Source organism: Eubacterium sp. 1001713B170207_170306_E7 (assembly GCF_015547515.1).
Taxonomy (GTDB): Bacteria; Bacillota; Clostridia; order Eubacteriales; family Eubacteriaceae; genus Eubacterium.
The window spans coordinates 233,461-252,422 of record NZ_JADMVE010000005.1 but is presented as its reverse complement, the minus strand read 5'-3'; the positions used below and the strand labels follow the sequence as shown (position 1 = coordinate 252,422).

Sequence of the window (18,962 nt, the reverse complement as noted above, 5' to 3'; positions counted from 1 at the left end):
TGCAAAGGCCGGTCTGTGTGGCCGGCCTTTCTTTATCGTATGTCAATATCACTAGGAGGTGAAAAGACATGAAAAGCGATAAACCCAAAAAAGAAAAACCCGTTGAGGATGTCTACGATGTTGAGGTGGACAAAACCATCTATTTTACCGCGCTCATCGTCATCGTTTTGGTATGCGGATACTGTATTGTTTTTCCGGATTCCGCTTTATATGTTGTTGAAATTGCACGAAAATTTGTTGTCACGCAGTTCGACTGGTTCTTTATGACCCTCGGTCTTGCCGTGATTGTGATCTCCATCTTTATCGGCATCAGCCGCTATGGTAAAATCCGCCTGTCCAACGACGGCGAAAAGCCGGAATTTGGTTTCTGGAGCTGGCTGTTCATGATCTACTTTTCCGCCATCGGCTCTTCAACGCTGATGTGGGCGATCTGTGAACCGATGGAATATTTAATCAAGCCGCCTTTCGGCTATGAGCCTTTTTCTGAGCAGGCCTTTGATATGTCTGTTGTCTACGGCCTTTTTCATTGGGGGCCGATCGCCTGGGCGTTCTTTGCCTTGAGTGGTCTGGTGGTCGCTTACTGTTTTTATAAGCGCAAAAGAAAACGGCTTCAGCTCTCCCATGTTTTGTCTGATGTAATTGGCGAAAAAAATGCCAACGGCGTACTGGGAAAGGGCATTGACATTGCCTCAATATTCTTTACTTTCTGTACTTTTGGGCCAAGTCTTGGCTTTGGCGTTCCGGTACTGACCACCTTAATCTCAAGCCTGACAGGGCTGCCCAACAACGACTATCTGCAATTTGCTGTGCTCGCTATCTGGACTGCAATTTTCACTATCAGTGTCTACAGGGGACTGACAAAGGGAATCAAAGTGCTGAGTGATATCAATATGTGGCTTCTTGGAATTTTGCTGCTCCTTGTATTCTTCGTATCCGACCCGCTTTATATTTTAAGAAGCATTGTCGAAGAAACCGGGTCGCTCGCCACAAACTTTTTCCATATGGCCACCTATACTGACGCCATGGGCGGAGATACCTTTGCCCAGGACTGGACCGTTTTCTACTGGGTGTGGTGGATTGTGGATATTCCATTTATGTCCATCTTTATCGCCCGGGTTTCCAAGGGCAGAAGCATTCGAGAGCTTCTTTTCGGGATCATCGGCGCAGGCTCCATCGGAACCATGTCAGTTTTCTGGGTTCTCGGAAATTATGCGGTTAAGCTTCAATCCTCCGGCACCCTGGACCTGGCGGCCATCTATCTGGATAAAGGGCAAACAGAAGCGGTCCTCCAGACCGTTGATTCTCTGCCGTTCAGCAATGTCATTTCCATTGTCATGATTATGCTGTTCTTTGTTTTCCTGGCAACCTGCATTGATTCCGGGTCCTTTACCATGGGCTGTATTGCCTCTAAGGACATTCTGGATGGCCAGCAGCCTAAAAAGTATAACCGTGCCACCTGGGCCTTGACCATTGCCCTGCTCGGCGTAGCGGTTCTGCGTTTGGGCGGCGGTATTACGGCAATTAAAACCGTGGTCATCGTAGTAGGACTTCCCGCGGCTATTCTGCTGATCTTAATGATCTGGGCTTTGTTCAAATGGCTGCACCAGGATTATCCGAAAAAATATATAGAATAACCCACGTTTAATGGAAGATAACCCGATCTTCTGTTATATCCTTCCCTCAGAGGATTCAATGAATTCTCAAAAGCCCCGGATGTCTTTTCCTGACCATCCGGGGCTTTTGCACGCCACATCAAATTAACGTTTCCCGCTGTTGGACAAAGCGCCTGTAGTATAGTAAAATGATACCACCTTGCGAAAGTAAAGATTTTCCTGACCGGCTTATCTTTGCATGACAAAGGAGGTATGACCCATGAAAAAGTATAAAATTGATAAGTGGGCTATTATTATTACGCTGGCACTGGTTGCTGTCTTTTGCGTCTGCATCGTATGGATGCCCACAGCAGCGACGGAAATCCTGAATCAAATCCGGGTTTTCATTACGACTAAAATGGGCGTTTACTTTATTGTGATCACCATTGGTATCTTCGTCTTTAACTTTGCGGTGGCTTTTTCCAAATTTGGAAATATCCGGCTTGGCAAGGATCAGCCGGAGTACAAAACCTTCAGCTGGATCGCCATGATCTTCTGCGCAACGATGGGGGCCGGGCTTTTGTACTGGGCCGTACTTGAATGGGTCTATTACTACGTCACGCCACCCGCGGGTATTACGCCTGAGAGCATCGCTGCCGCGCAGGTGGCTGTATCCTATAATTTTTTCCATTGGGGCGTTCCCGCCTGGGGAATTTACGCCATCGGCACCATCCCTCTGGCCTATCGTTTCTATGTGCGCAGACAGGAGGGCCTCTCTCTGGCAAACGGCTGTGAGGGGATTACAGGCGGCCGGCCAATCTGGAATAAAATTATCAACATCATCTTTATCTTTGGAATCGTTTCAGGTATTATCTTAACCTTTGGAACAGGGATTCCTATGCTGGTCAACAGCCTGCACACCAGTCTCGGCACACCCGACAACTTTATCATGCAGGTCGTCATGGTGATCGCAATCACCATTTTCTTTACGGCCAGTTCCTACGCAGGCCTTGACAAGGGGATGAAATTCTGTTCAGACGCCACCATTTACCTGTGCTTTTTTTTACTGGCCTATGTCTTTATTTTTGGCGGGCCGCAGTTCCAGCTGGAAAACACCATCAAAAGCTTTGGCATGATGCTCGCCAACTTTGTGCCCATGATCACTGAGACCGAGCCCATCGTCAAGACCGGCTTTACGGCAGACTGGACCGTCTTTTACTGGGCCTGGTGGATTACCCTGGCACCCTGGATGTGGATCTTTATCGCTAAGATTTCCAAAGGCCGCTCCATCAAGGAGGTACTCCTGTGCATCACCGGCGCTGGCATGCTTAGCACGGTTCTGTTTTTTGGCGTGTTGTCCAACTATGGACTTCAGCTGCAGCTTGCCGGTTCCTTTAACTTTGTCGAAATCCTCCAGACCCAGAGTCCGGAACAGGTTATTTCAACGGTTATCGCGGCGCTGCCCTTCGGCAGAGTCATTCTGCTTGTCTGGTTTCTCACCGGCGCCATGCTGCTTATCACCACTCTGGATTCCGCTGTCTTTACCCTGTCCGCAGCTTCCATCAAAAACATCCGGGATGATGAAGCCCCGCCCAACAGCCTTAAACTGTTCTGGGCCATTGTCATCACGGCGATTCCCCTGTGCCTGATGTTTGCAAAGGCGCCGCTGGATTCTTTGAAATCAGCAATTATCATCTCTGCGCTTCCGGTCTCTGTAACGCTGATCCTCTGTGTCATATCTCTGTATAAATGGATGAAGCAGGATTTTGGCAGCCTGACCCGGACACAGATCATCGAGAAAGAAAAAGATCCGGCACCAGATTTTAAGCCGGAGGATTTTACTACAAAGTATGCGGAAGAAAAAAAGGATGCTTCTTGCGAATAAAAAAAGAGCCACTGTGGCTCTTTTTTATTTCTTCATCAAATCCTTGCAGTACTCGCTGACCAGACGAAAGGCCTTGGAATGGCTGATATCCAGATCTTCGGCAACCTTTTTCATGTTTTTGTATTTTTTGTAGGACTCCCGGATCAGCTGTTTGCCCACACTCTCCAGAATATAGTCGTAGCTTTCCTTGTAGGTTTCCTCCACCATGGCCATGCCCTCTGTCATAAATTCCGGTAAATCCTTCGGGGCAACCGGGCCGCTGGTGGACAGGAGCACGGTCCGTTCGACGAGGTTTTTCAGCTGGCGGATGTTGCCCGGCCAGTCGTAGGCGATGAGAATCGCCATTGACTTGGGCGAAAAATCAATGTCCTTGCCATATTTTTTATTATACTTTTTCAGAAAATAGGCGACCAGTGGCAGGATGTCCTCCCGGCGCTCTCTGAGCGCTGGAATTTCGATATTAATAGTGTTGATCCGCCAGTATAAGTCTGAGCGGAACTTCTTTTCCTCCACCAGCTTTTCCAGGTTCGCGTTGGTGGCTGCGACAATGCGGATGTCCACATACTTCATCTCGCTGCCGCCCACTTGGATAAAACGCTTGTTTTCCAGAACGTCCAGCAGCTTGGCCTGAAGGCCTGGGGCCATCTCCCCGATTTCGTCCAGAAACAGGGTTCCCCCGTCAGCCAGCTCCACAAGACCTACCTTGCCCTTGGCGCTGGCCCCGGTAAAGGCGTGGGGCGCGTAGCCGAACAATTCGGACTCCAGCAGATTTTCAGGAATAGTCGCGCAGTTGATAGCCCAGAAGGGCTTCGAGGCCCTCAGGCTGGTTTTATGAACATACTCGGCAATCAGGGTCTTTCCAACCCCGGATTCCCCGGTTAAAAGAATGGGCACGTCCGATTCTGAGACTTTTTTGATGGTCAGCAGAATCTTGCAGAAAATATAGCTCTGGCCGACGATCTCGTCATCGTCCTTGCCATCCGCCTCTGTGAGATGGGTTTTGCTTTTGCTCACGGCTTTTTCCTGGCCGTCCAGCTTCCGCCAGGTCATATCGTATTTTTCAGGAAGTTCATTGGCAATGGTGACCACCATTTCGATGTCGCCGTTTTTGTCAAAAATCGGTGTAAGCACCGTGGAAACGCTTTTTCCGATGAGCAGGTAATTCTGCTCTGCGAAAACCGTCCGTTTTTCCCTGATGCACTTGTCCAGCGCGCTGGGGGTCCATTTTCCTTTTCTGAAGGAAAAATTATTCTGCCCGATCATCTCCTTGGGGTCCACACCGTAGTGGCGGATGGAGTTAGGGTTCACATAGATAATCTTTCCCTCCTTGTCCATCACGTAGACATCCGATGAACAGTTTTCCAAAATTTTGATATAAACGTCCACCGGAATTGAGCGGAGGTATTCCAAATATTCCTCATCAATTCCAAATTCCTTATCAATCTTTACCATAGGGTACCTCTGTATAATCTCTCAAATCAATTGACACACTGTACAATTTCAATAGACTTATTATATCATAGCAGAGGCTGCTTTTTCCAGTCATATTATGGGATCCATTCCTTTTTCCGATACTGCCTTCACCGCCCTTATGGCCGTGGGAATGCAGACCATGGCCAGGTAGAGCAGCGCCCCAGTCCAGGCCACCGCAGCCGGCCCGAAAATCCCGGACAGAAAGAGCTTAAGGGGCAGAGACGCCACAGTATAAACCAGGTACATCACGATCTGAAACCGGATGATCTTCGCGCCGTTAAGCACCATAAAAAACGGACTGGTAAAGGACAGCAGTACCTGCGTCAGGCACATTCCTGACAGCACCGCATAGGATACCTGCACCGTGCCGCCGCCCAGAATCGCGAGCGCCGGCCCGGCAAGCAGCAGACAGCCCAGCGCGGCGGTCAGAGAGAAGCCCAGGGATATCTTAACCACTTTGCCGGTGGCCTGCTTTACCCAGCCGTAATCCCCGCGGCTCATGGCCTCGCCGTTGGCCGACCACATGGGTGTGCTGAGCATCAGCGTCACCATGCTGATCATGCCCGCAATTTTATATTGCAGGGCATAAGGGGTAACTGCCTCCAGACCGCTGACCCGCCCTACGATAAAATTATCCACAGACAGGCTCAGTGTGGTCAGAATGGACAGCACAAAAAAGGCCAGCCCAGTTTTCAGCACTGCCCCGGCAGCAGCTTTATCAAAAAAGCGAAGTGATGGCCGCAGCTCCGGCCGCTGGAATCCGTAATAGACAATGGAATTGAGCAGGGCGGTAACGACTGTTACCGAGGATACCAGCCCAATCATGACCACCGGTCCGAGATCGAGCCAGGCGGCCAGGAGCACCAGCCCAAGCCCCAGGCCGCTTCCAAAGCACTGCCAGAGATGGTACCGGTATCCCTCCTGCAGCGCCAGCTGTGTTCTCTGGATAAGGGATGCGGGAATGTTGATGACTGCCGGCACCACGATCACCAGAATGACGCTGCCCGCAAGCTGTGCTGCCTGCCCGGTCTGGGCGTTCAGGACGACCGGCCAGTCCACAAAGGCGCTGGCCAGTCCAAAGGCGACCAGCAGAACCGCCCCAATGCCGGTGAGCAATATGTAGATGCTGGAAATAATCCGACGGTTATCCGCTGCGCTGTCACGGGCTGAGGCCCGGCTCAGCTCTGTCTGCAGCCCGCTCCCCAGTCCCAGGTCGGCAAAAGTGAACATGGCAAAAAAAGAGGTGGCGGCGTTCCACAGCCCGTAGAGCTCCACACCCATGTATTCAAGCGTGACACGGACCGTAATGAGCGGAATCAGCGTCATGAAGATTTTCGACGCAGCTGCGGCCGCCGCGGTCAGCGCCACGCCGCGCTGGCGTCTCCGGTTTCGTTCATCCTCCGCCGAAGCGCCCGCGCTTCCCATAAAAAACAATTTGATCTGCCCGGCAATCCGGCTCATCCCTTTCACCCCATTTCGTCGCTTTCATAATTTTTATCCACTGGTTCCGGATTTCCGCCGGATCAAAAAGGCAGCTGGCCAGCTGTCTGGACCTTTCTCCCATCTCACACAGCTCCTGGTCCGACGCTTCCACGAATTTTGAGATCGCTTCGGCGATGGAGGCGGGCTCATCCGGATCACACAAAATACCGTTGCCCTTTACCAGCATCTCATAATCCGAGACACGGCTCATGATAATGGGCTTTCCGAGGGCCATGCCCTCGCATACTGCGTTGGGGAGCCCCTCGACTGTACTGAAAAGCCCCACGGCGTCTGCAGCGGCCATCTTTCTGTAAATATCAGTAGTTTCACTGTGAAGCTGAATGTTTTGTTCAATACCATACCGGCTCAGTTTTTCAGCCGCTTCCCGGTAAATCCGCTCATCTCCCTTTGTGGCCTCTTTTCTGCCGTACCAGTCAATCCGAAGCCGGTCTCTTATGACGCCCGGCAGGCGGTGAACGGCCTCGATAAGGCCGTCGATATTTTTCAACCGCTGATAGCTTGCGGCCACCACCAGCCGCCGGACCGGCCCAGTCCCGGTTTTGCCCCTGGTTAACGCTTCCGGAACACACTGCGGATTATAGATGACCCTCAGCTTTTTGGCGTACCCAGGATAGTATGCAGCCCACATGCGGCGGCCATTTTCAGAGTTACAGACCTTTATATCTGAACGCCGTTCCAGCGCATTGGCGGCTTTTCTTTTCAGAGAGCGGAACGTCGCTGCCTTGGCGCTGCTCTCTGTGGTGATCAGCCGCCACCTCTGTTTTCTGCCCTTCGCCAGACAGGCTAAAAAATTTGGCGTCTCGGTCACCGAGATTACCAGGTCACCGTCAAAGCTTCTGAGAAACCGGAGGATTTTCACCAGCCGGAGCAGCTTTGAGCGCGCGGTGATTCTTGTGATGGGAATCCCGGCCTCGCTCAGCGGCTTTCTGAAAAAATCACCTTCGCTGTAGGTCAGAAAGGAAACCTCGTGGCCGGCCTTCTGAAACAGAACGCCCAGATTTCCAAAACGCCGCTGGGCGCCGCCAGAGCCCAGACTATCAATAAAGCACAGAATTTTCACTGGCCTTTCCTTCCTTTCTTATCGCTGTCATAACGCAGTGCTTCCAGATTTCCATGACCCTCTCCGGCCCGTAGGCTTTGGAGCGCTCGCAGGCTTTTCCCCCCATTTTTTCCCGCAGGCCACTGCTTTCGCACAGCAGCAGTGCCCGCCGCACAAACTCCTGATTGTCGCCTGCTTTTACCACGAAGCCGCCACAGCCCAGCAGCGCTTCAATTCCCCTGTGACACCCGAATACAACGGACGGCAGCCCCACAGCCATGGCCTCACCCAGAGCGTTGGGAAAGCCCTCCTGCTCTGAGGTCATGAGATAAATATCACTTTTCAGCAGCTCCGGATAGGGGTTCCTTATCTTTCCCTTTAAAAACACCACATCCTCCAGGCTGTAACGGATCAGCATCTCCTCCAGCCGTTTCCGCTCTCTGCCCTCCCCATATATTTTGAGGCGGGTATTCGGGTTCTCTTCGTTTATTTTCTTAAAGCACAGGATCATCTGATCCAGCTGTTTGACCTTTGCCAGCCGCGAAAAGGTGACAAACTGAATCGGTTGATCCGCTTTCTTTTTCCTCTGCGCCTTAACCGCCGGCGCTTCTTCAATGATGTTGGGGATTACCATGGTTTTATGCACAAAACGTCCCCGGTCAAAATCCCGGAAATTTTCAAATTGTACCGCAATGCGGTCGGCTCTCCTGTAGGCAAAGCGCCGTAAAAACCGCCAGATCCCCTCTGACTCCTGGACCTTCACATTACTCCGCTCCGCTGCGATGACCGGGATCCGCTTGCCGATAAGGCCGAGTACTGCCAGGATGCTGTTGTTTGTAATAAAGGAGATCACCGCGTCATAGTCCCCGGCGCTGACGGTTCTGCGTATAAAAGCCATGGCTCCAAGCAACGGCCCGATACGTTTTTTTGTGCTGCCCACCCGGTTTTCAAAACAGGTAATTCCCTCCAGCCTGTACCGCGGCCGGGATCGTGCCCATAAAAACAACAGGCTGATGTCCATATCATAGTCTTTTCCGTGCTTTGCCAGCAGCTGCGCCATGTTGCCCGCGCCACCGCTGTAATCATCCACAATCAACAGTATTTTCATTTTTCACCTCATCCTTAATCAATTTCATCACCGGCGCCCTGTAGGTTTTGGGATTAAAAAGACTTTCCGCTTTTTTCCGGGCCGCCCGTTTTATCGCCTCAACCTGTTCAGGGTCCATGCCGGCCAGCTGCTCCAGAAGGGCTTCCAGTTCCCCGGTTTCTGCGATGACAAACCCCTCTTTTCCATTTTCAAAAAGCTGTTCCGGCCCGGCGACCTCGTTGCAGATCATGGCCGTTCCGCTGCTCATGCATTCTGCCATCTTTGTGGAAAAGCCTGCCCGCGCATACCGCCTGGCCTGCCTCAGCAAAACGCAGAAATCTCCGCGCCGGACCAGCCGGAGCGCCTCGCGGTGGGGCAGCCGTCCGTGGGCAAAAATACCGTACTTTTTATAATCCACAGGTTTCCAGATATTTTCCAGCTCCATCTCCGACACGCCGGCGATATCCAGACGCAGACGGATTCCATGGCGGTTAAGACGCGCCACTGCCCCGGCCAGGGGCGACAGCAGGTCCTTTTCTCCCGGTGCTCCGGCATAAACCAGATTGACCACCGGGTAAGGATAGTAGTCATACTTGAGCACAAACGGTCCCCGGTTTCCCTCCATCAGCGGCGGCACAAAAACAACCTTCATCCCCCGCCTTCTGTAATATTCATAAAAAAAATGGCTCACGGCAATGACGCCATCCAGATACCGGCTGTCCAGCTTCTGTATGCGCCGGTTTACCAAAAAAGGCATCAGACGTTCGCCCATTTTTCCTGTTTTCCGACGTTCATACCACTCTGTCACGTCGCCGATCAGCCTTATACCGTTTTTCCGGCAGTATTTTCCCAGGCGGACTGTCAGGGCGCCGGGGTCATTGTAAAGAATGACCGTATGGTAGCCCTCCTGCTCACACCGCGCCCTGACCCGTTTAAAAAGTCTGCCTGCTCTTACCAGCTCCAGCATGTTCGCTAAGCGGCCGGAGCCGTCCTTTGGCACAAAGTACTGAAAGCCCTGGTGCCTGGCTGTCCGCTCGCCGTCTGCCGCGCAGACAACACTGCCGGCGTTTTGGGTGTCTGTGGGCAGGGCGCACAGAAAATCCACCCTGCACCCGCTTTTCTGAAGCAGGCGCGCCATGCGGTAAACACGCAGTCCCGCTGCGTTTTCCGGCAGGCCGCAGCGGATCACGTATAAAATTTTATGTTTTGACAATGGCTTTTTTTCCTTTCCTTTTTTCCCGGTGAATGGCCAGGCTTCTTCCAATAATCACGGCGATGGCCAGGCATTTGATATCAAAAACCAGCATGGTGTAAACCGACAGGCCGCCCATGGCGCACATCCACATGATCAGCACAAAACCATACCCCTTGGCCAGCCGTTCCTTATTGTAAAAAAGGCTGTTGTAAATTCCCATGAGCATCATGAGCACATAAGGCAGGCAGATGGACAGCCCATAACGGATTGTCAGAAACAGATAGCCGTTATCAATATAGCTGTAAAAACCGCCCATGGTCTGCGAATAATACTGAAAGGCATAGCCCCGCCCGATCAGGTAGTCCTTAAGCGCCGTCTGGGCAAAAAGCTCCGCGTACTGAAAGGAGCGTGTGTCCCGGCCTGTCTTTTCCATAAAAGCCTCAAACAGATGCGGCTGAAAGTTTTCCACAAAAACCAGGGCCGCTCCGGCGATCAGCACTGCCAGCCAAACCCCGCGGAACCGTCCCCGCTTTTTCCGCGGGGTGGTGATGTAGGGGAACAGCACAATCCAGAGCATACTCTGAATCACGTAGCTTCTGGCGTTGAACAGCAGAGCCATAAGCACACAGATCATGAGCAGGAAATACACGTATCCCCGCTTCTGCTTTCTTCTGTAATAATCTATGCTACCGATAACCAGGAGCCAGAAGCCCTGCACATAAAAAATCAGCGCGGCGGAGTTGCCCATCAACCCGGACGGATGCCGGCCCAGAAAGGTGACGTAGAAAACCAGGCTGGCTGTCAGCGAGAGGACTCCGAGACGCAGGGCCATTTTTCCAAAGCTCTTGTACAGCGTATCGTCCAGCCCGATGACCACTGCCAGGATGGTCAGGTAAACCTCCGGCGAGGTGGCTGAGTACAAAACCGTCTTTGCGCCGTAGCGCATGAGGGTGATGCCTGTCCAGCATACCACCGCGCCGGCCATCACCAGCAGAGTCGTCATCCCCAGCTCGGTCAGCTTTTTTATGATTCGGGGGTACTCCACCAGAAAAAGCGTGACCAGCAGGGCCAGAGCCAGATAATCCAGGCCGATGGTTATCCCGCCGATTTTCGACAGCTGCTGAAAACCGTAGGTACTGTTCTCAATGAGTGTATAGCCGGTGCCCCAGTAACTGTAAATCTGCTTTGCCAGCAGGCTGTAAAAGATCAGGCAGACAATCAGCTTCCGGACCGGTATTTTTTTTGGCATTAACCACCTCGCAATCCTTCATGAATTCTTTTCCGTATTACAGGTTTTTCCGGTACCAGCCGATGGTCTGTTCAAGGCCGCGTTCAAAGCTGTATTCCGGGCTGTACCCCAGCATATTTTCCGCCGCTGAGATATCGGCATTGGAGTGACGGATATCGCCCTGGCGCTCGGGGCCGTACACCGGGGCGATGTGCCTGTCTAAAAGCACACAGAGCTTTTGATGCAGGCTGTTCAGACTGGTCTGAGCCCCGCAGGCGATGTTGTAGGCCGCACCGGCCGCGGCCTTTGGGGCAAGCATGCCCTTCAGATTAGCCTCCACCGCATTCTCCACATAGGTGAAATCCCTTGACTGGCTGCCGTCACCATTGATCACCGGCGCTTTGCCTGCCATCAGGCTCTTGACAAACCTCGGAATCACAGCCGCGTAGGCGCCATCAGGATTCTGCCGTTTTCCAAAGACATTAAAATACCGGAAGCCGATGGTTTCCAGTCCGTAAAGTCTTGTGTAGAGCCCGGCATACTCCTCGGCGGTGCGCTTGGTCAGGGCATACGGCGACAGGACGTTTCCCTCCCGGCCTTCTTTCTTGGGCAGCGCCGGCTCATCGCCGTAGACCGAAGAGGAGGACGCGTAGACAAAGCGTCTGACGCCGTTTTGCCTGGCGGCCTCCAGCATGTTCAGTGTGCCCCTGACATTGATGTCCTCATACAGCAGAGGCATTTCGATGCTGCGTGGAACGCTGCCCCAGGCGGCCTGGTGGGAGACGTAATCCATACCCTGGCAGGCTGCCATGCAGGTCTCAAAATCACGGATATCTCCGCGGATAAACTCAAACTGTGGATTGTCTGAAAAGGACCGGATGTTTTCCATGCTTCCGGTTGACAGATCGTCCAGACAGCGCACAGGGTGCCCCATGCCCAACAGGGCCTCACAGACTGCTGACCCGATAAAGCCCGCCCCGCCAGTGACCAGAAAACGGCTTTTCTCTGGAAATAAATAAAATCCGCTGTTCATTTTACAGCCTCCAGTAGGTGTAGCCGCAGGCCTCGCAGGCCTCCCTATCATAAATGCCCTTGAGGTCAAAAAGAATTTTCTCCTTCTGATTTTTAAACGCCCCGGTCCATTTCTCCGGAGCCGTTTCCTCAAAGCATTGATGCGCCACAGCCACCATCAACAGGTCCAGCTGTTCAAGCTGGCTCATATCTGCCAGCTCCACGCCGTACTCCTCTCTGGCCTCTCCGGCGTCAGCCTCCGGGTCACAGACCAGGGGCTCGATGCCGTACTCCCGCAGCTCCCGTATAATGTCCATCACCTTGGTGTTGCGGGTATCCGGGCAGTTCTCCTTAAAGGTAAACCCCAAAATCCCGACTCTGGCCTGGGGAATGGTCATATCCTGTTTAATCAGCTGTTTCACGGCGTTTTCCGCCACATAACGGCCCATGCCGTCGTTGATGCGCCGCCCGGACAGGATCACCTGCGAGCGGTAGCCCAGCTCCTCAGCCTTGTGAGTCAGGTAATAGGGATCGACCCCGATACAGTGGCCGCCGACCAGCCCCGGAGTGAAATCCAGAAAATTCCACTTTGTGCCGGCTGCCTCAAGAACCGCCTGGGTGTCAATGTCCATCCGGTTAAAAATAATGGACAGCTCATTCATAAAGGCGATGTTGATATCCCGCTGGCTGTTCTCAATGATTTTGGCCGCCTCGGCGACCCGGATGCTCTCTGCCCGGTGTACCCCGGCCAGAGCCACCAGGCTGTAGACCTCTGCCACAGTCTCCAGAGTTTCCTCATCCATACCCGATACGATTTTGACAATGTTTTCCAGCCGGTGCACCTTGTCGCCCGGATTGATGCGCTCCGGCGAGTAGCCGACTTTAAAATCTCTGCCGCACTGCAGCCCTGAGGCCTCCTCCAGCAGCGGCACGCAGACCTCCTCAGTGACGCCGGGGTATACGGTGCTTTCATAAACCACCACCGAGCCCTCTTTCAGGTTTCTGCCCAAAATGCGGCTGGCCTCCTCAACCGGGCCCAGCTCCGGGGATTTGTCCTCTTTGATGGGCGTGGGTACCGCCACAATGTGGAACCTCGCTTCTTTCAGCCGTTTCTCGTCTGCAGTAAAGTGAACGCCGCAGTTTTTAACCGCCGCGCTGCCCACCTCTCTGGTGGGATCTTCGCCCTGCCGGTAAACATCTATTTTGTCACCGTTGGTGTCAAACCCAATGACGGAAAGCGTCTTTGAAAACGCAACGGCAATGGGCAGGCCCACATAGCCTAAACCGATGACTGAAAGCTTGGTTTCTCTGTTTTTAAGTGCTTCATAATGTCTCATTTTTCCTCCATATTTCGTTGTATTGCTCGATAATTTTTTCAAGATTGTAATAGCCGCTGACCCGGTCAAAGGCCCGGAGACCCAGCGCTTCGCGCTCCTCCGGAGCATTGATCAGTCTGGACAGCGCCTGACTCAGCATCTGCGCGTTCTGGCTTTCAACCAGCACCCCGCAGCCCTCTAACATATCCGGCACAGCGCCGACGCGGCTTGCCACAATGGGCTTGCCCAGCGCCATGGCCTCCAAAACCGCGTTGGGAAAACCCTCCGTGTGGCTGGGCAGTACAAAAATCCCAGCCCTGTTAACCCTGTCCATGGCAGCTTCATGGCTTAGCTCGCCGGTAACTGCCACGCGCTCAAAGCCGAAGCGCTTTCTCAAGTCCGCCATAAAGGCCTTGTGGTATGGCCCGATGAGCTCAAGGGACCAGTCCGGGTTTTCCGCGCTCACGTTCTGCCATGCAGACAGCAGCTCCTGTATCCCTTTTTCGGGGGTCAGCCAGCCTAAAAAGGCAATTTTCTTCTCTGTCCTTTTCCGTGGCGCCGGGAGCTTTTCCAGATTGATAGGATTGGGAATATAGGCCAGCTTTTCCTTCGGCAGATACCGGCTAAGGCAGTCATAGGTCCGCGAATCAATGACAATGACCCGGTCCGCCAGGCGGCATGCCTTCAGCTGGCTTTTCCACTCACCGGACTGCTCCCGCTCCATCTGCGGAATTCTTCCGTAGCGGATATGGTAGCTGGTTGGAATGCCGTTTCTTCTGGCCGTCTTTAACAGCAGCAGGTCCCGGATGATCCCCAGGCGTCCACTGGTGGTAATATGAACAATATCCGGACGGCCTTTTCTGATTTCACGGCCCAGACGCTGGTTTAAGCCCAGCATTTTCAGTCCGCTGACCACCACCCGGTCCCAGAGGCTTCTGCCCTCGGTCTCCCGGCTGCCCACCGCGGTGTTTAAAACAGCCAGCTGAATGTCATGCTGCTTTTCATCAATATATTCTGCCAGCAGCCGTGTCCAGTTGGCAATGCCTCCATAGGGCGGCGGTACCGGCGCCACCAGACAGACCCGCCTCATGGCTTCCTCCAGGTTGTCTGGTTCACGATGGCAGTGTAGCTCTGGATCAGCCGGACCACCTTTGCGCTCACGTTATCATCGGCGTAATCTCCGGGCATCGCAAAGGGCTCCTTGTTTTCAGCCATCTGAACCGCCAGCGTTACCGCCTGCTCTATTTCTTCGGCGGTAATGCCGCCAACCACCAGGCTGCCCTTGTCCAGCACCTCCGGGCGCTCGGTGGAAGTCCGGATGAGCACTGCCGGAAAATCCAGCAGGGCGCTTTCCTCAGAGAGCGTCCCGCTGTCTGACAGTACACACCGCGCGTTTTTCTGAAGCTTATTGTAGTCGAAAAAGCCCAGCGGCTCGATGGAGCGCACCAGCGGGTGAAACGCAAACCCCTGCTCCTCAATTTTCCTGCGGCTCCGCGGGTGTGTGGGATAGATCACAGGCCGCTGATATTTTTCTGCCATGCGGTTAACAGCAGTCATCAGGCTCACAAAATGCCCGGCCTCGTCGATGTTTTCCTCCCGGTGCGCCGACAGCAGAAAATATTCTCCGGGCTTAAGCCCCAGCGTCTCCAGAATTTCAGATGACGCGATCGCCTCGCAGTGCGCCTCTAAAACCTCGCGCATGGGGCTCCCGGTGACAAAGATGGTTTTTCCGTCGATGCCCTCGCCCAGCAGATAGCGCCTTGAATGCTCTGTGTAGGGCAGGTGGATGTCCGCAATGTGGTCCACAACAGTTCGGTTGATCATTTCCGGTACATTCCAGTCCCAGCAGCGGTTCCCCGCCTCCATGTGGAAAATCGGAATTTTCAGGCGCTTTGCGCTCAAAGCGGCCAGGGCAGAGTTTGTATCGCCCAGGATTAGCAGGGCGTCAGGCTTTTCCGCCGCCATGACCTCATAGGCCCTGGCGATAATATTCCCCATGGTTTTTCCCAGATTTTCTCCGGCGCTGTCCAGATAATAGTCCGGCGCCCGGAGCCCCAGGTTTTCAAAAAAGATCTGGTTCAAGGTGTAGTCCCAGTTCTGCCCCGTGTGCACGAGCACGTGGTCAAAGTAAAGATCACATTTTTTTATGGTCGATGACAGTCTTATAATCTCAGGCCGTGTGCCCAGGATGGTCATAACCTTCAGTTTTTTCATTGCTTTCTCCTTCTTCCCTACCGCACTCTATCCGCAGAGGATAAGTGTCGGGGATCTGCGGGTCAAATGCCTCACAGGCCCATATCAGGGTAATCAGCTCTTCATCCCCGTCATTGACAATGGCGTGAACGTAGCCCGCGGGAATATCCAGTACCTCCAGACGCTCTCCCGAGAGCGGGTATTCCAGAATTCTCTGGCTTCCAAGCTTGCGGAGCCTCACTCTTCCCCTTCCCCGCACCACCAGGAATTTTTCATTCTTTGTATGATGCCAGTGCTCACCCCTGGTGACGCCGGCCTTTGAGATGTTGACTGAGACCTGCCCCCGGTCCGGCGTTTTCACAAATTCCGCAAAGGCTCCGCGGGCATCCCGGTGGGCGTCCAGCAGATAGTTCAGCTGGCCTACGGGCAGGTAGGTCAGGTAGGTGGCGTAAAGCTTTTTGGTCAGAGGCTCTGCCATATTGGGGACCTCCAGGGCCTCCCGGGCTTTTTTAAAGCCCCGGATCTTTTCCGCCAGGCCGCCCACGGTTATTTCGCAGGCTTCGGGCAGCTCATGCCCCTGTCCGTTCAGCGCTCCCAGCATGGCTTTCACCACGTCATCGATATAGACCAGCCGCAGCACAGCCCCGGGATCGTCGATCCGGACGGGCAGTCCCCGGCTTATCTGATGGCAGAAGGTTGCCACCACGCTGTTGTAGTGAGGCCTTGCCCACTTTCCAAAAACATTGGGCAGCCGGTAAATAAAGATCTCCACATTTTTTTCCCTGCCGTAGCGCACGAGGAGGCTCTCCGCTTCCCTCTTGCTTTTGCCGTAAGCTGTGTCCGTTTCTGCATGAACAGAGGAGGCCAGCAGCACAGGCGCCTGGTTATTATGCTTTTCAAGCAGCTCCAGCAGCATCTGGGTCAGCCCGGTATTGACCCGGGCAAAAGCCTCGTCATTTTCTGGCCGGTTAACGCCTGCCAGATGATAGACAAAATCGCACTCGGCCACGTAGCGCTCCAGAATTTCCGGGTTATCCCGACGTCCAAAGGCCAGAATCTGCGGTTTTTCCAAAGGCGTTTCCAGGTTTTCCAAGGCGGCGATGAGATTCTTTCCAATAAAACCTCCCGCACCTGTCACTAATATTTTCATGGCAATACTCCTATGCGCTCAGCTGAATTTTTTTGCCGGACATACGGTTCCAGCTGGCCAGTTCCTTCTGAATATCCGGCAGTGTTCTCAGCTTCTCCTTAACCTGTCCGACATCCAGCCGTTCGGTGTTCCCAGAGTTAAATTCCTCGGCAAGAGCCAGCTGCCCCTCCGAAAAATACTGCTCGTAATTCAAGTCCCGCTGATCCATGGGCACTCTGAAAAACGACCCGTGATCAATGGCTTTCCCGGCTTCCTCCCGGGTCAGCAGGGTTTCGTGAGCCTTCTCGCCGTGACGGATCCCGATGATTTTAATTTCCCGCCGGACATTAAAGAGCTCCTGCACAGCCTGGGCCAGTGTCCCAATGGTGCAGGCCGGCGCCTTGGGGATAATGATATCCCCTGGCTCGGCGTGCTCAAAGGCAAACAGCACCAGCTCCACTGCCTCCTCAAGGCTCATTATAAAACGCGTCATGGACGGATCTGTCAGCGTCAGCGGTTCCCCTGCCTTCAGCTTCTCAATAAAAAGCGGTACCACCGATCCCCGCGAACAGAGAACATTCCCATAGCGGGTGCCGCTGATAATGGTCTGCTCAGGCGCCACTGTCCGCGATTTTGCCATAAAGACTTTTTCCATCATCGCCTTGGAGGTTCCCATGGCGTTGATCGGGTAAGCGGCCTTGTCGGTGGACAGGCAGACCACCTTTCTGACGCCTGCCTCAATGGCCGCGCTCAGGACATTGTCTGTTCCGATGACATTGGTTTTTACCGCCTCCATTGGGAAAAACTCGCAGGACGGCACCTGCTTCAGCGCAGCCGCATGAAAGATATAGTCCACACCGCGCAGAGCGTCGCGGATACTGTCCCGGTCCCGGACATCGCCTAAATAAAATTTTATTTTGCTGTCGCTGTACTGCCTGCGCAGATCATCCTGCTTTTTCTCATCTCTGGAAAAAATCCTTATTTCCCGGATATCTGTGTCCAGAAAGCGTTTCAGCACCGCATTGCCAAAGGACCCCGTCCCGCCTGTAATCATCAGTGTTTTATTTCTCAACATGTTTTTACCTTTCTATATCAGTTCATACAGCCTTGTTTCCAGCTGCGTAATATGCCGTTCTTTTTCAAAATGCTCTTTAAAGTATTTTCGTCCACGCTCGCCGCAAAGACGGTAATTCTCCGGGCTTTTCGCAAACCGCCGCATCATCTCTGCCAGCCCGGCCGCGTCTCCGGCTCTGGCGCAGAGGCCGCAGCCGGCCTCTGCAATAATCTCGCTGGCCGCACCGTCAATCGCCGCGATAACCGGCTTGCCGGCGGCCATATAGCCCTGGAGCTTGCCCGGAAGCGTGAACCCCACAGCCGTATCACACCGCAGCGTCAAGAGACAGGCATCGGCCAGACGGTAGTATTTCTCCATTTCCTCCGGCGGCCTTCTCCCGTAAAACAGAACGCGCTTCTCCAGGCCTTTTTTGCGCACCAGCCTTTTACAGTTTTCCACATCGGAACCGCCGCCCACCAGATGGACGCGGATGCCTGGGGTTTCTCTGAGCCGTTCCGCCGCCTCTATGATGCAGACCACATCCTGGACTTTTCCGATATTGCCCATAAACACAAAATCCGCAACGCCATTGTCAACCGCTGTAAAATTTGAGGCTAAACAGCTCTCCTCGGCGTCCTGGGGCAGGTAGTCCATCCTGTCAGGAAATACGCCGTTGATACGCTCCATATAATCCATAAAGGGGCGGGAGGTCACAGCGATGTGGTCGCACTGGCTGTACAGCCACCTTGAAAACACCGCAACCATCCTGTACAGGAAGCTTTCGTCCGAAACGCCCCCGATCTTCATGCTCTCCGGCCAGAGATCCAGACAGTAATAAAAAATATTTTTACGCCGCATCCTTTTTAAGAGCACGGCCGGGCAGAGCGACGTGACCGGAGACGTACCATAGACATAGATCACATCGAATTCCCAGAGCATAAACAGGCAGTAAACGCAGGCGGCCAGCGCAAAGGAAAGATAGTTCAGACATCTGAAAAACATCCCGCTCCTCCGGGCGATAACCGGCACCCGTACCACCTCCACTCCGCCGATGTTCTGCCGCCGGTTTTTAAAGCCTTTATATTCCTCTGGTACTCGGGAGGTCGCATAATCCGGCAGGCCTGTCAGCACTCTGACGTCATGCCCCCGCTTCACGAGGGTGGCCGAGAGGTCATTGATCCTGAAATTATCCGGATAATAGTTCTGACTGATGATAAAAATACGCATTTCGTTTCTCCTGTAAAATAACCGCGTCGC

15 protein-coding genes are annotated in these 18,962 nt (G+C 53.5%); 2 read left to right on the top strand and 13 right to left on the bottom strand.

The window, feature by feature from the left end; genetic code table 11:
- Positions 1-68 precede the first annotated feature (68 nt).
- Together I2B62_RS13950 and I2B62_RS13945 are read left to right on the top strand one after the other, a co-directional pair.
- On the top strand, positions 69-1,634 hold the full coding sequence (locus I2B62_RS13950) for a BCCT family transporter (RefSeq protein ID WP_195269683.1): 1,566 nt from the start codon (positions 69-71) through the stop codon (positions 1,632-1,634).
- 238 nt (positions 1,635-1,872) lie between these two features.
- The gene (locus I2B62_RS13945; RefSeq protein WP_195269682.1) at positions 1,873-3,477 is read left to right on the top strand and encodes a BCCT family transporter; all 1,605 of its coding nucleotides are present in this window, start codon (positions 1,873-1,875) and stop codon (positions 3,475-3,477) included.
- A 24-nt stretch (positions 3,478-3,501) separates the two neighbouring features.
- On the opposite strand, the gene I2B62_RS13940 is transcribed toward I2B62_RS13945, so the two are convergent.
- The 13 genes from I2B62_RS13940 to I2B62_RS13880 all read right to left on the bottom strand — a co-directional run bounded on the left by I2B62_RS13940 (position 3,502) and on the right by I2B62_RS13880 (position 18,932).
- A complete protein-coding gene (locus I2B62_RS13940) occupies positions 3,502-4,929 on the bottom strand; it encodes a sigma 54-interacting transcriptional regulator (protein ID WP_195269681.1) in 1,428 nt (475 codons plus the stop codon).
- Positions 4,930-5,019: 90 nt separating this feature from the next.
- Positions 5,020-6,411: an oligosaccharide flippase family protein gene (locus I2B62_RS13935; protein ID WP_195269680.1), complete on the bottom strand. Its 1,392-nt coding sequence runs from the start codon at positions 6,409-6,411 to the stop codon at positions 5,020-5,022.
- Entirely contained in the window at positions 6,344-7,513 is a 1,170-nt protein-coding gene (locus I2B62_RS13930) for a glycosyltransferase family 4 protein (RefSeq protein ID WP_195269679.1), read from the bottom strand. The genes I2B62_RS13935 and I2B62_RS13930 overlap by 68 nt, the downstream gene beginning before the upstream one ends.
- A complete protein-coding gene (locus tag I2B62_RS13925; protein WP_195269678.1) occupies positions 7,491-8,600 on the bottom strand; it encodes a glycosyltransferase in 1,110 nt (369 codons plus the stop codon). The genes I2B62_RS13930 and I2B62_RS13925 overlap by 23 nt, the downstream gene beginning before the upstream one ends.
- Positions 8,575-9,792 carry a glycosyltransferase gene (locus tag I2B62_RS13920; RefSeq protein WP_195269677.1) on the bottom strand — a complete coding sequence of 406 codons (1,218 nt, stop codon included), beginning with the start codon at positions 9,790-9,792 and terminating at the stop codon, positions 8,575-8,577. Before I2B62_RS13920 ends, I2B62_RS13925 begins: the two co-directional genes overlap by 26 nt.
- Positions 9,779-11,023 carry a hypothetical protein gene (locus tag I2B62_RS13915; protein ID WP_195269676.1) on the bottom strand — a complete coding sequence of 415 codons (1,245 nt, stop codon included), beginning with the start codon at positions 11,021-11,023 and terminating at the stop codon, positions 9,779-9,781. The genes I2B62_RS13920 and I2B62_RS13915 overlap by 14 nt, the downstream gene beginning before the upstream one ends.
- Positions 11,024-11,060: 37 nt before the next feature.
- Positions 11,061-12,035 carry an SDR family oxidoreductase gene (locus I2B62_RS13910; protein WP_195269675.1) on the bottom strand — a complete coding sequence of 325 codons (975 nt, stop codon included), beginning with the start codon at positions 12,033-12,035 and terminating at the stop codon, positions 11,061-11,063.
- A gap of 1 nt (position 12,036) precedes the next feature.
- Positions 12,037-13,350, bottom strand: a complete 1,314-nt coding sequence (locus I2B62_RS13905) for a nucleotide sugar dehydrogenase (protein ID WP_195269674.1) — start codon at positions 13,348-13,350, stop codon at positions 12,037-12,039.
- On the bottom strand, positions 13,337-14,419 hold the full coding sequence (locus I2B62_RS13900) for a glycosyltransferase family 4 protein (RefSeq protein WP_195269673.1): 1,083 nt from the start codon (positions 14,417-14,419) through the stop codon (positions 13,337-13,339). The genes I2B62_RS13905 and I2B62_RS13900 overlap by 14 nt, the downstream gene beginning before the upstream one ends.
- Positions 14,416-15,543 (bottom strand): UDP-N-acetylglucosamine 2-epimerase (non-hydrolyzing), encoded by a 1,128-nt coding sequence (gene wecB, locus I2B62_RS13895; RefSeq protein WP_195269672.1) that lies wholly within the window; start codon positions 15,541-15,543, stop codon positions 14,416-14,418. Before wecB ends, I2B62_RS13900 begins: the two co-directional genes overlap by 4 nt.
- Positions 15,500-16,672, bottom strand: a complete 1,173-nt coding sequence (locus tag I2B62_RS13890) for an NAD-dependent epimerase/dehydratase family protein (protein WP_195269671.1) — start codon at positions 16,670-16,672, stop codon at positions 15,500-15,502. Before I2B62_RS13890 ends, wecB begins: the two co-directional genes overlap by 44 nt.
- Before the next feature lie 10 nt (positions 16,673-16,682).
- Entirely contained in the window at positions 16,683-17,726 is a 1,044-nt protein-coding gene (locus I2B62_RS13885) for a polysaccharide biosynthesis protein (RefSeq protein ID WP_195269670.1), read from the bottom strand.
- Between the two features lie 12 nt (positions 17,727-17,738).
- Positions 17,739-18,932 (bottom strand): glycosyltransferase family 4 protein, encoded by a 1,194-nt coding sequence (locus I2B62_RS13880; protein WP_195269669.1) that lies wholly within the window; start codon positions 18,930-18,932, stop codon positions 17,739-17,741.
- Positions 18,933-18,962 lie beyond the last annotated feature (30 nt).

Coding starts and splice junctions, on each gene's coding strand:
- I2B62_RS13950 (WP_195269683.1), top strand. CDS start 69: ATGAAAAGCGATAAACCCAAAAAAGAAAAACCCGTTGAGGATGTCTAC.
- I2B62_RS13945 (WP_195269682.1), top strand. CDS start 1,873: ATGAAAAAGTATAAAATTGATAAGTGGGCTATTATTATTACGCTGGCA.
- I2B62_RS13940 (WP_195269681.1), bottom strand. CDS start 4,929: ATGGTAAAGATTGATAAGGAATTTGGAATTGATGAGGAATATTTGGAA.
- I2B62_RS13935 (WP_195269680.1), bottom strand. CDS start 6,411: ATGAGCCGGATTGCCGGGCAGATCAAATTGTTTTTTATGGGAAGCGCG.
- I2B62_RS13925 (WP_195269678.1), bottom strand. CDS start 8,600: ATGAAAATACTGTTGATTGTGGATGATTACAGCGGTGGCGCGGGCAAC.
- I2B62_RS13915 (WP_195269676.1), bottom strand. CDS start 11,023: ATGCCAAAAAAAATACCGGTCCGGAAGCTGATTGTCTGCCTGATCTTT.
- I2B62_RS13910 (WP_195269675.1), bottom strand. CDS start 12,035: ATGAACAGCGGATTTTATTTATTTCCAGAGAAAAGCCGTTTTCTGGTC.
- I2B62_RS13905 (WP_195269674.1), bottom strand. CDS start 13,350: ATGAGACATTATGAAGCACTTAAAAACAGAGAAACCAAGCTTTCAGTC.
- I2B62_RS13900 (WP_195269673.1), bottom strand. CDS start 14,419: ATGAGGCGGGTCTGTCTGGTGGCGCCGGTACCGCCGCCCTATGGAGGC.
- wecB (WP_195269672.1), bottom strand. CDS start 15,543: ATGAAAAAACTGAAGGTTATGACCATCCTGGGCACACGGCCTGAGATT.
- I2B62_RS13890 (WP_195269671.1), bottom strand. CDS start 16,672: ATGAAAATATTAGTGACAGGTGCGGGAGGTTTTATTGGAAAGAATCTC.
- I2B62_RS13885 (WP_195269670.1), bottom strand. CDS start 17,726: ATGTTGAGAAATAAAACACTGATGATTACAGGCGGGACGGGGTCCTTT.
- I2B62_RS13880 (WP_195269669.1), bottom strand. CDS start 18,932: ATGCGTATTTTTATCATCAGTCAGAACTATTATCCGGATAATTTCAGG.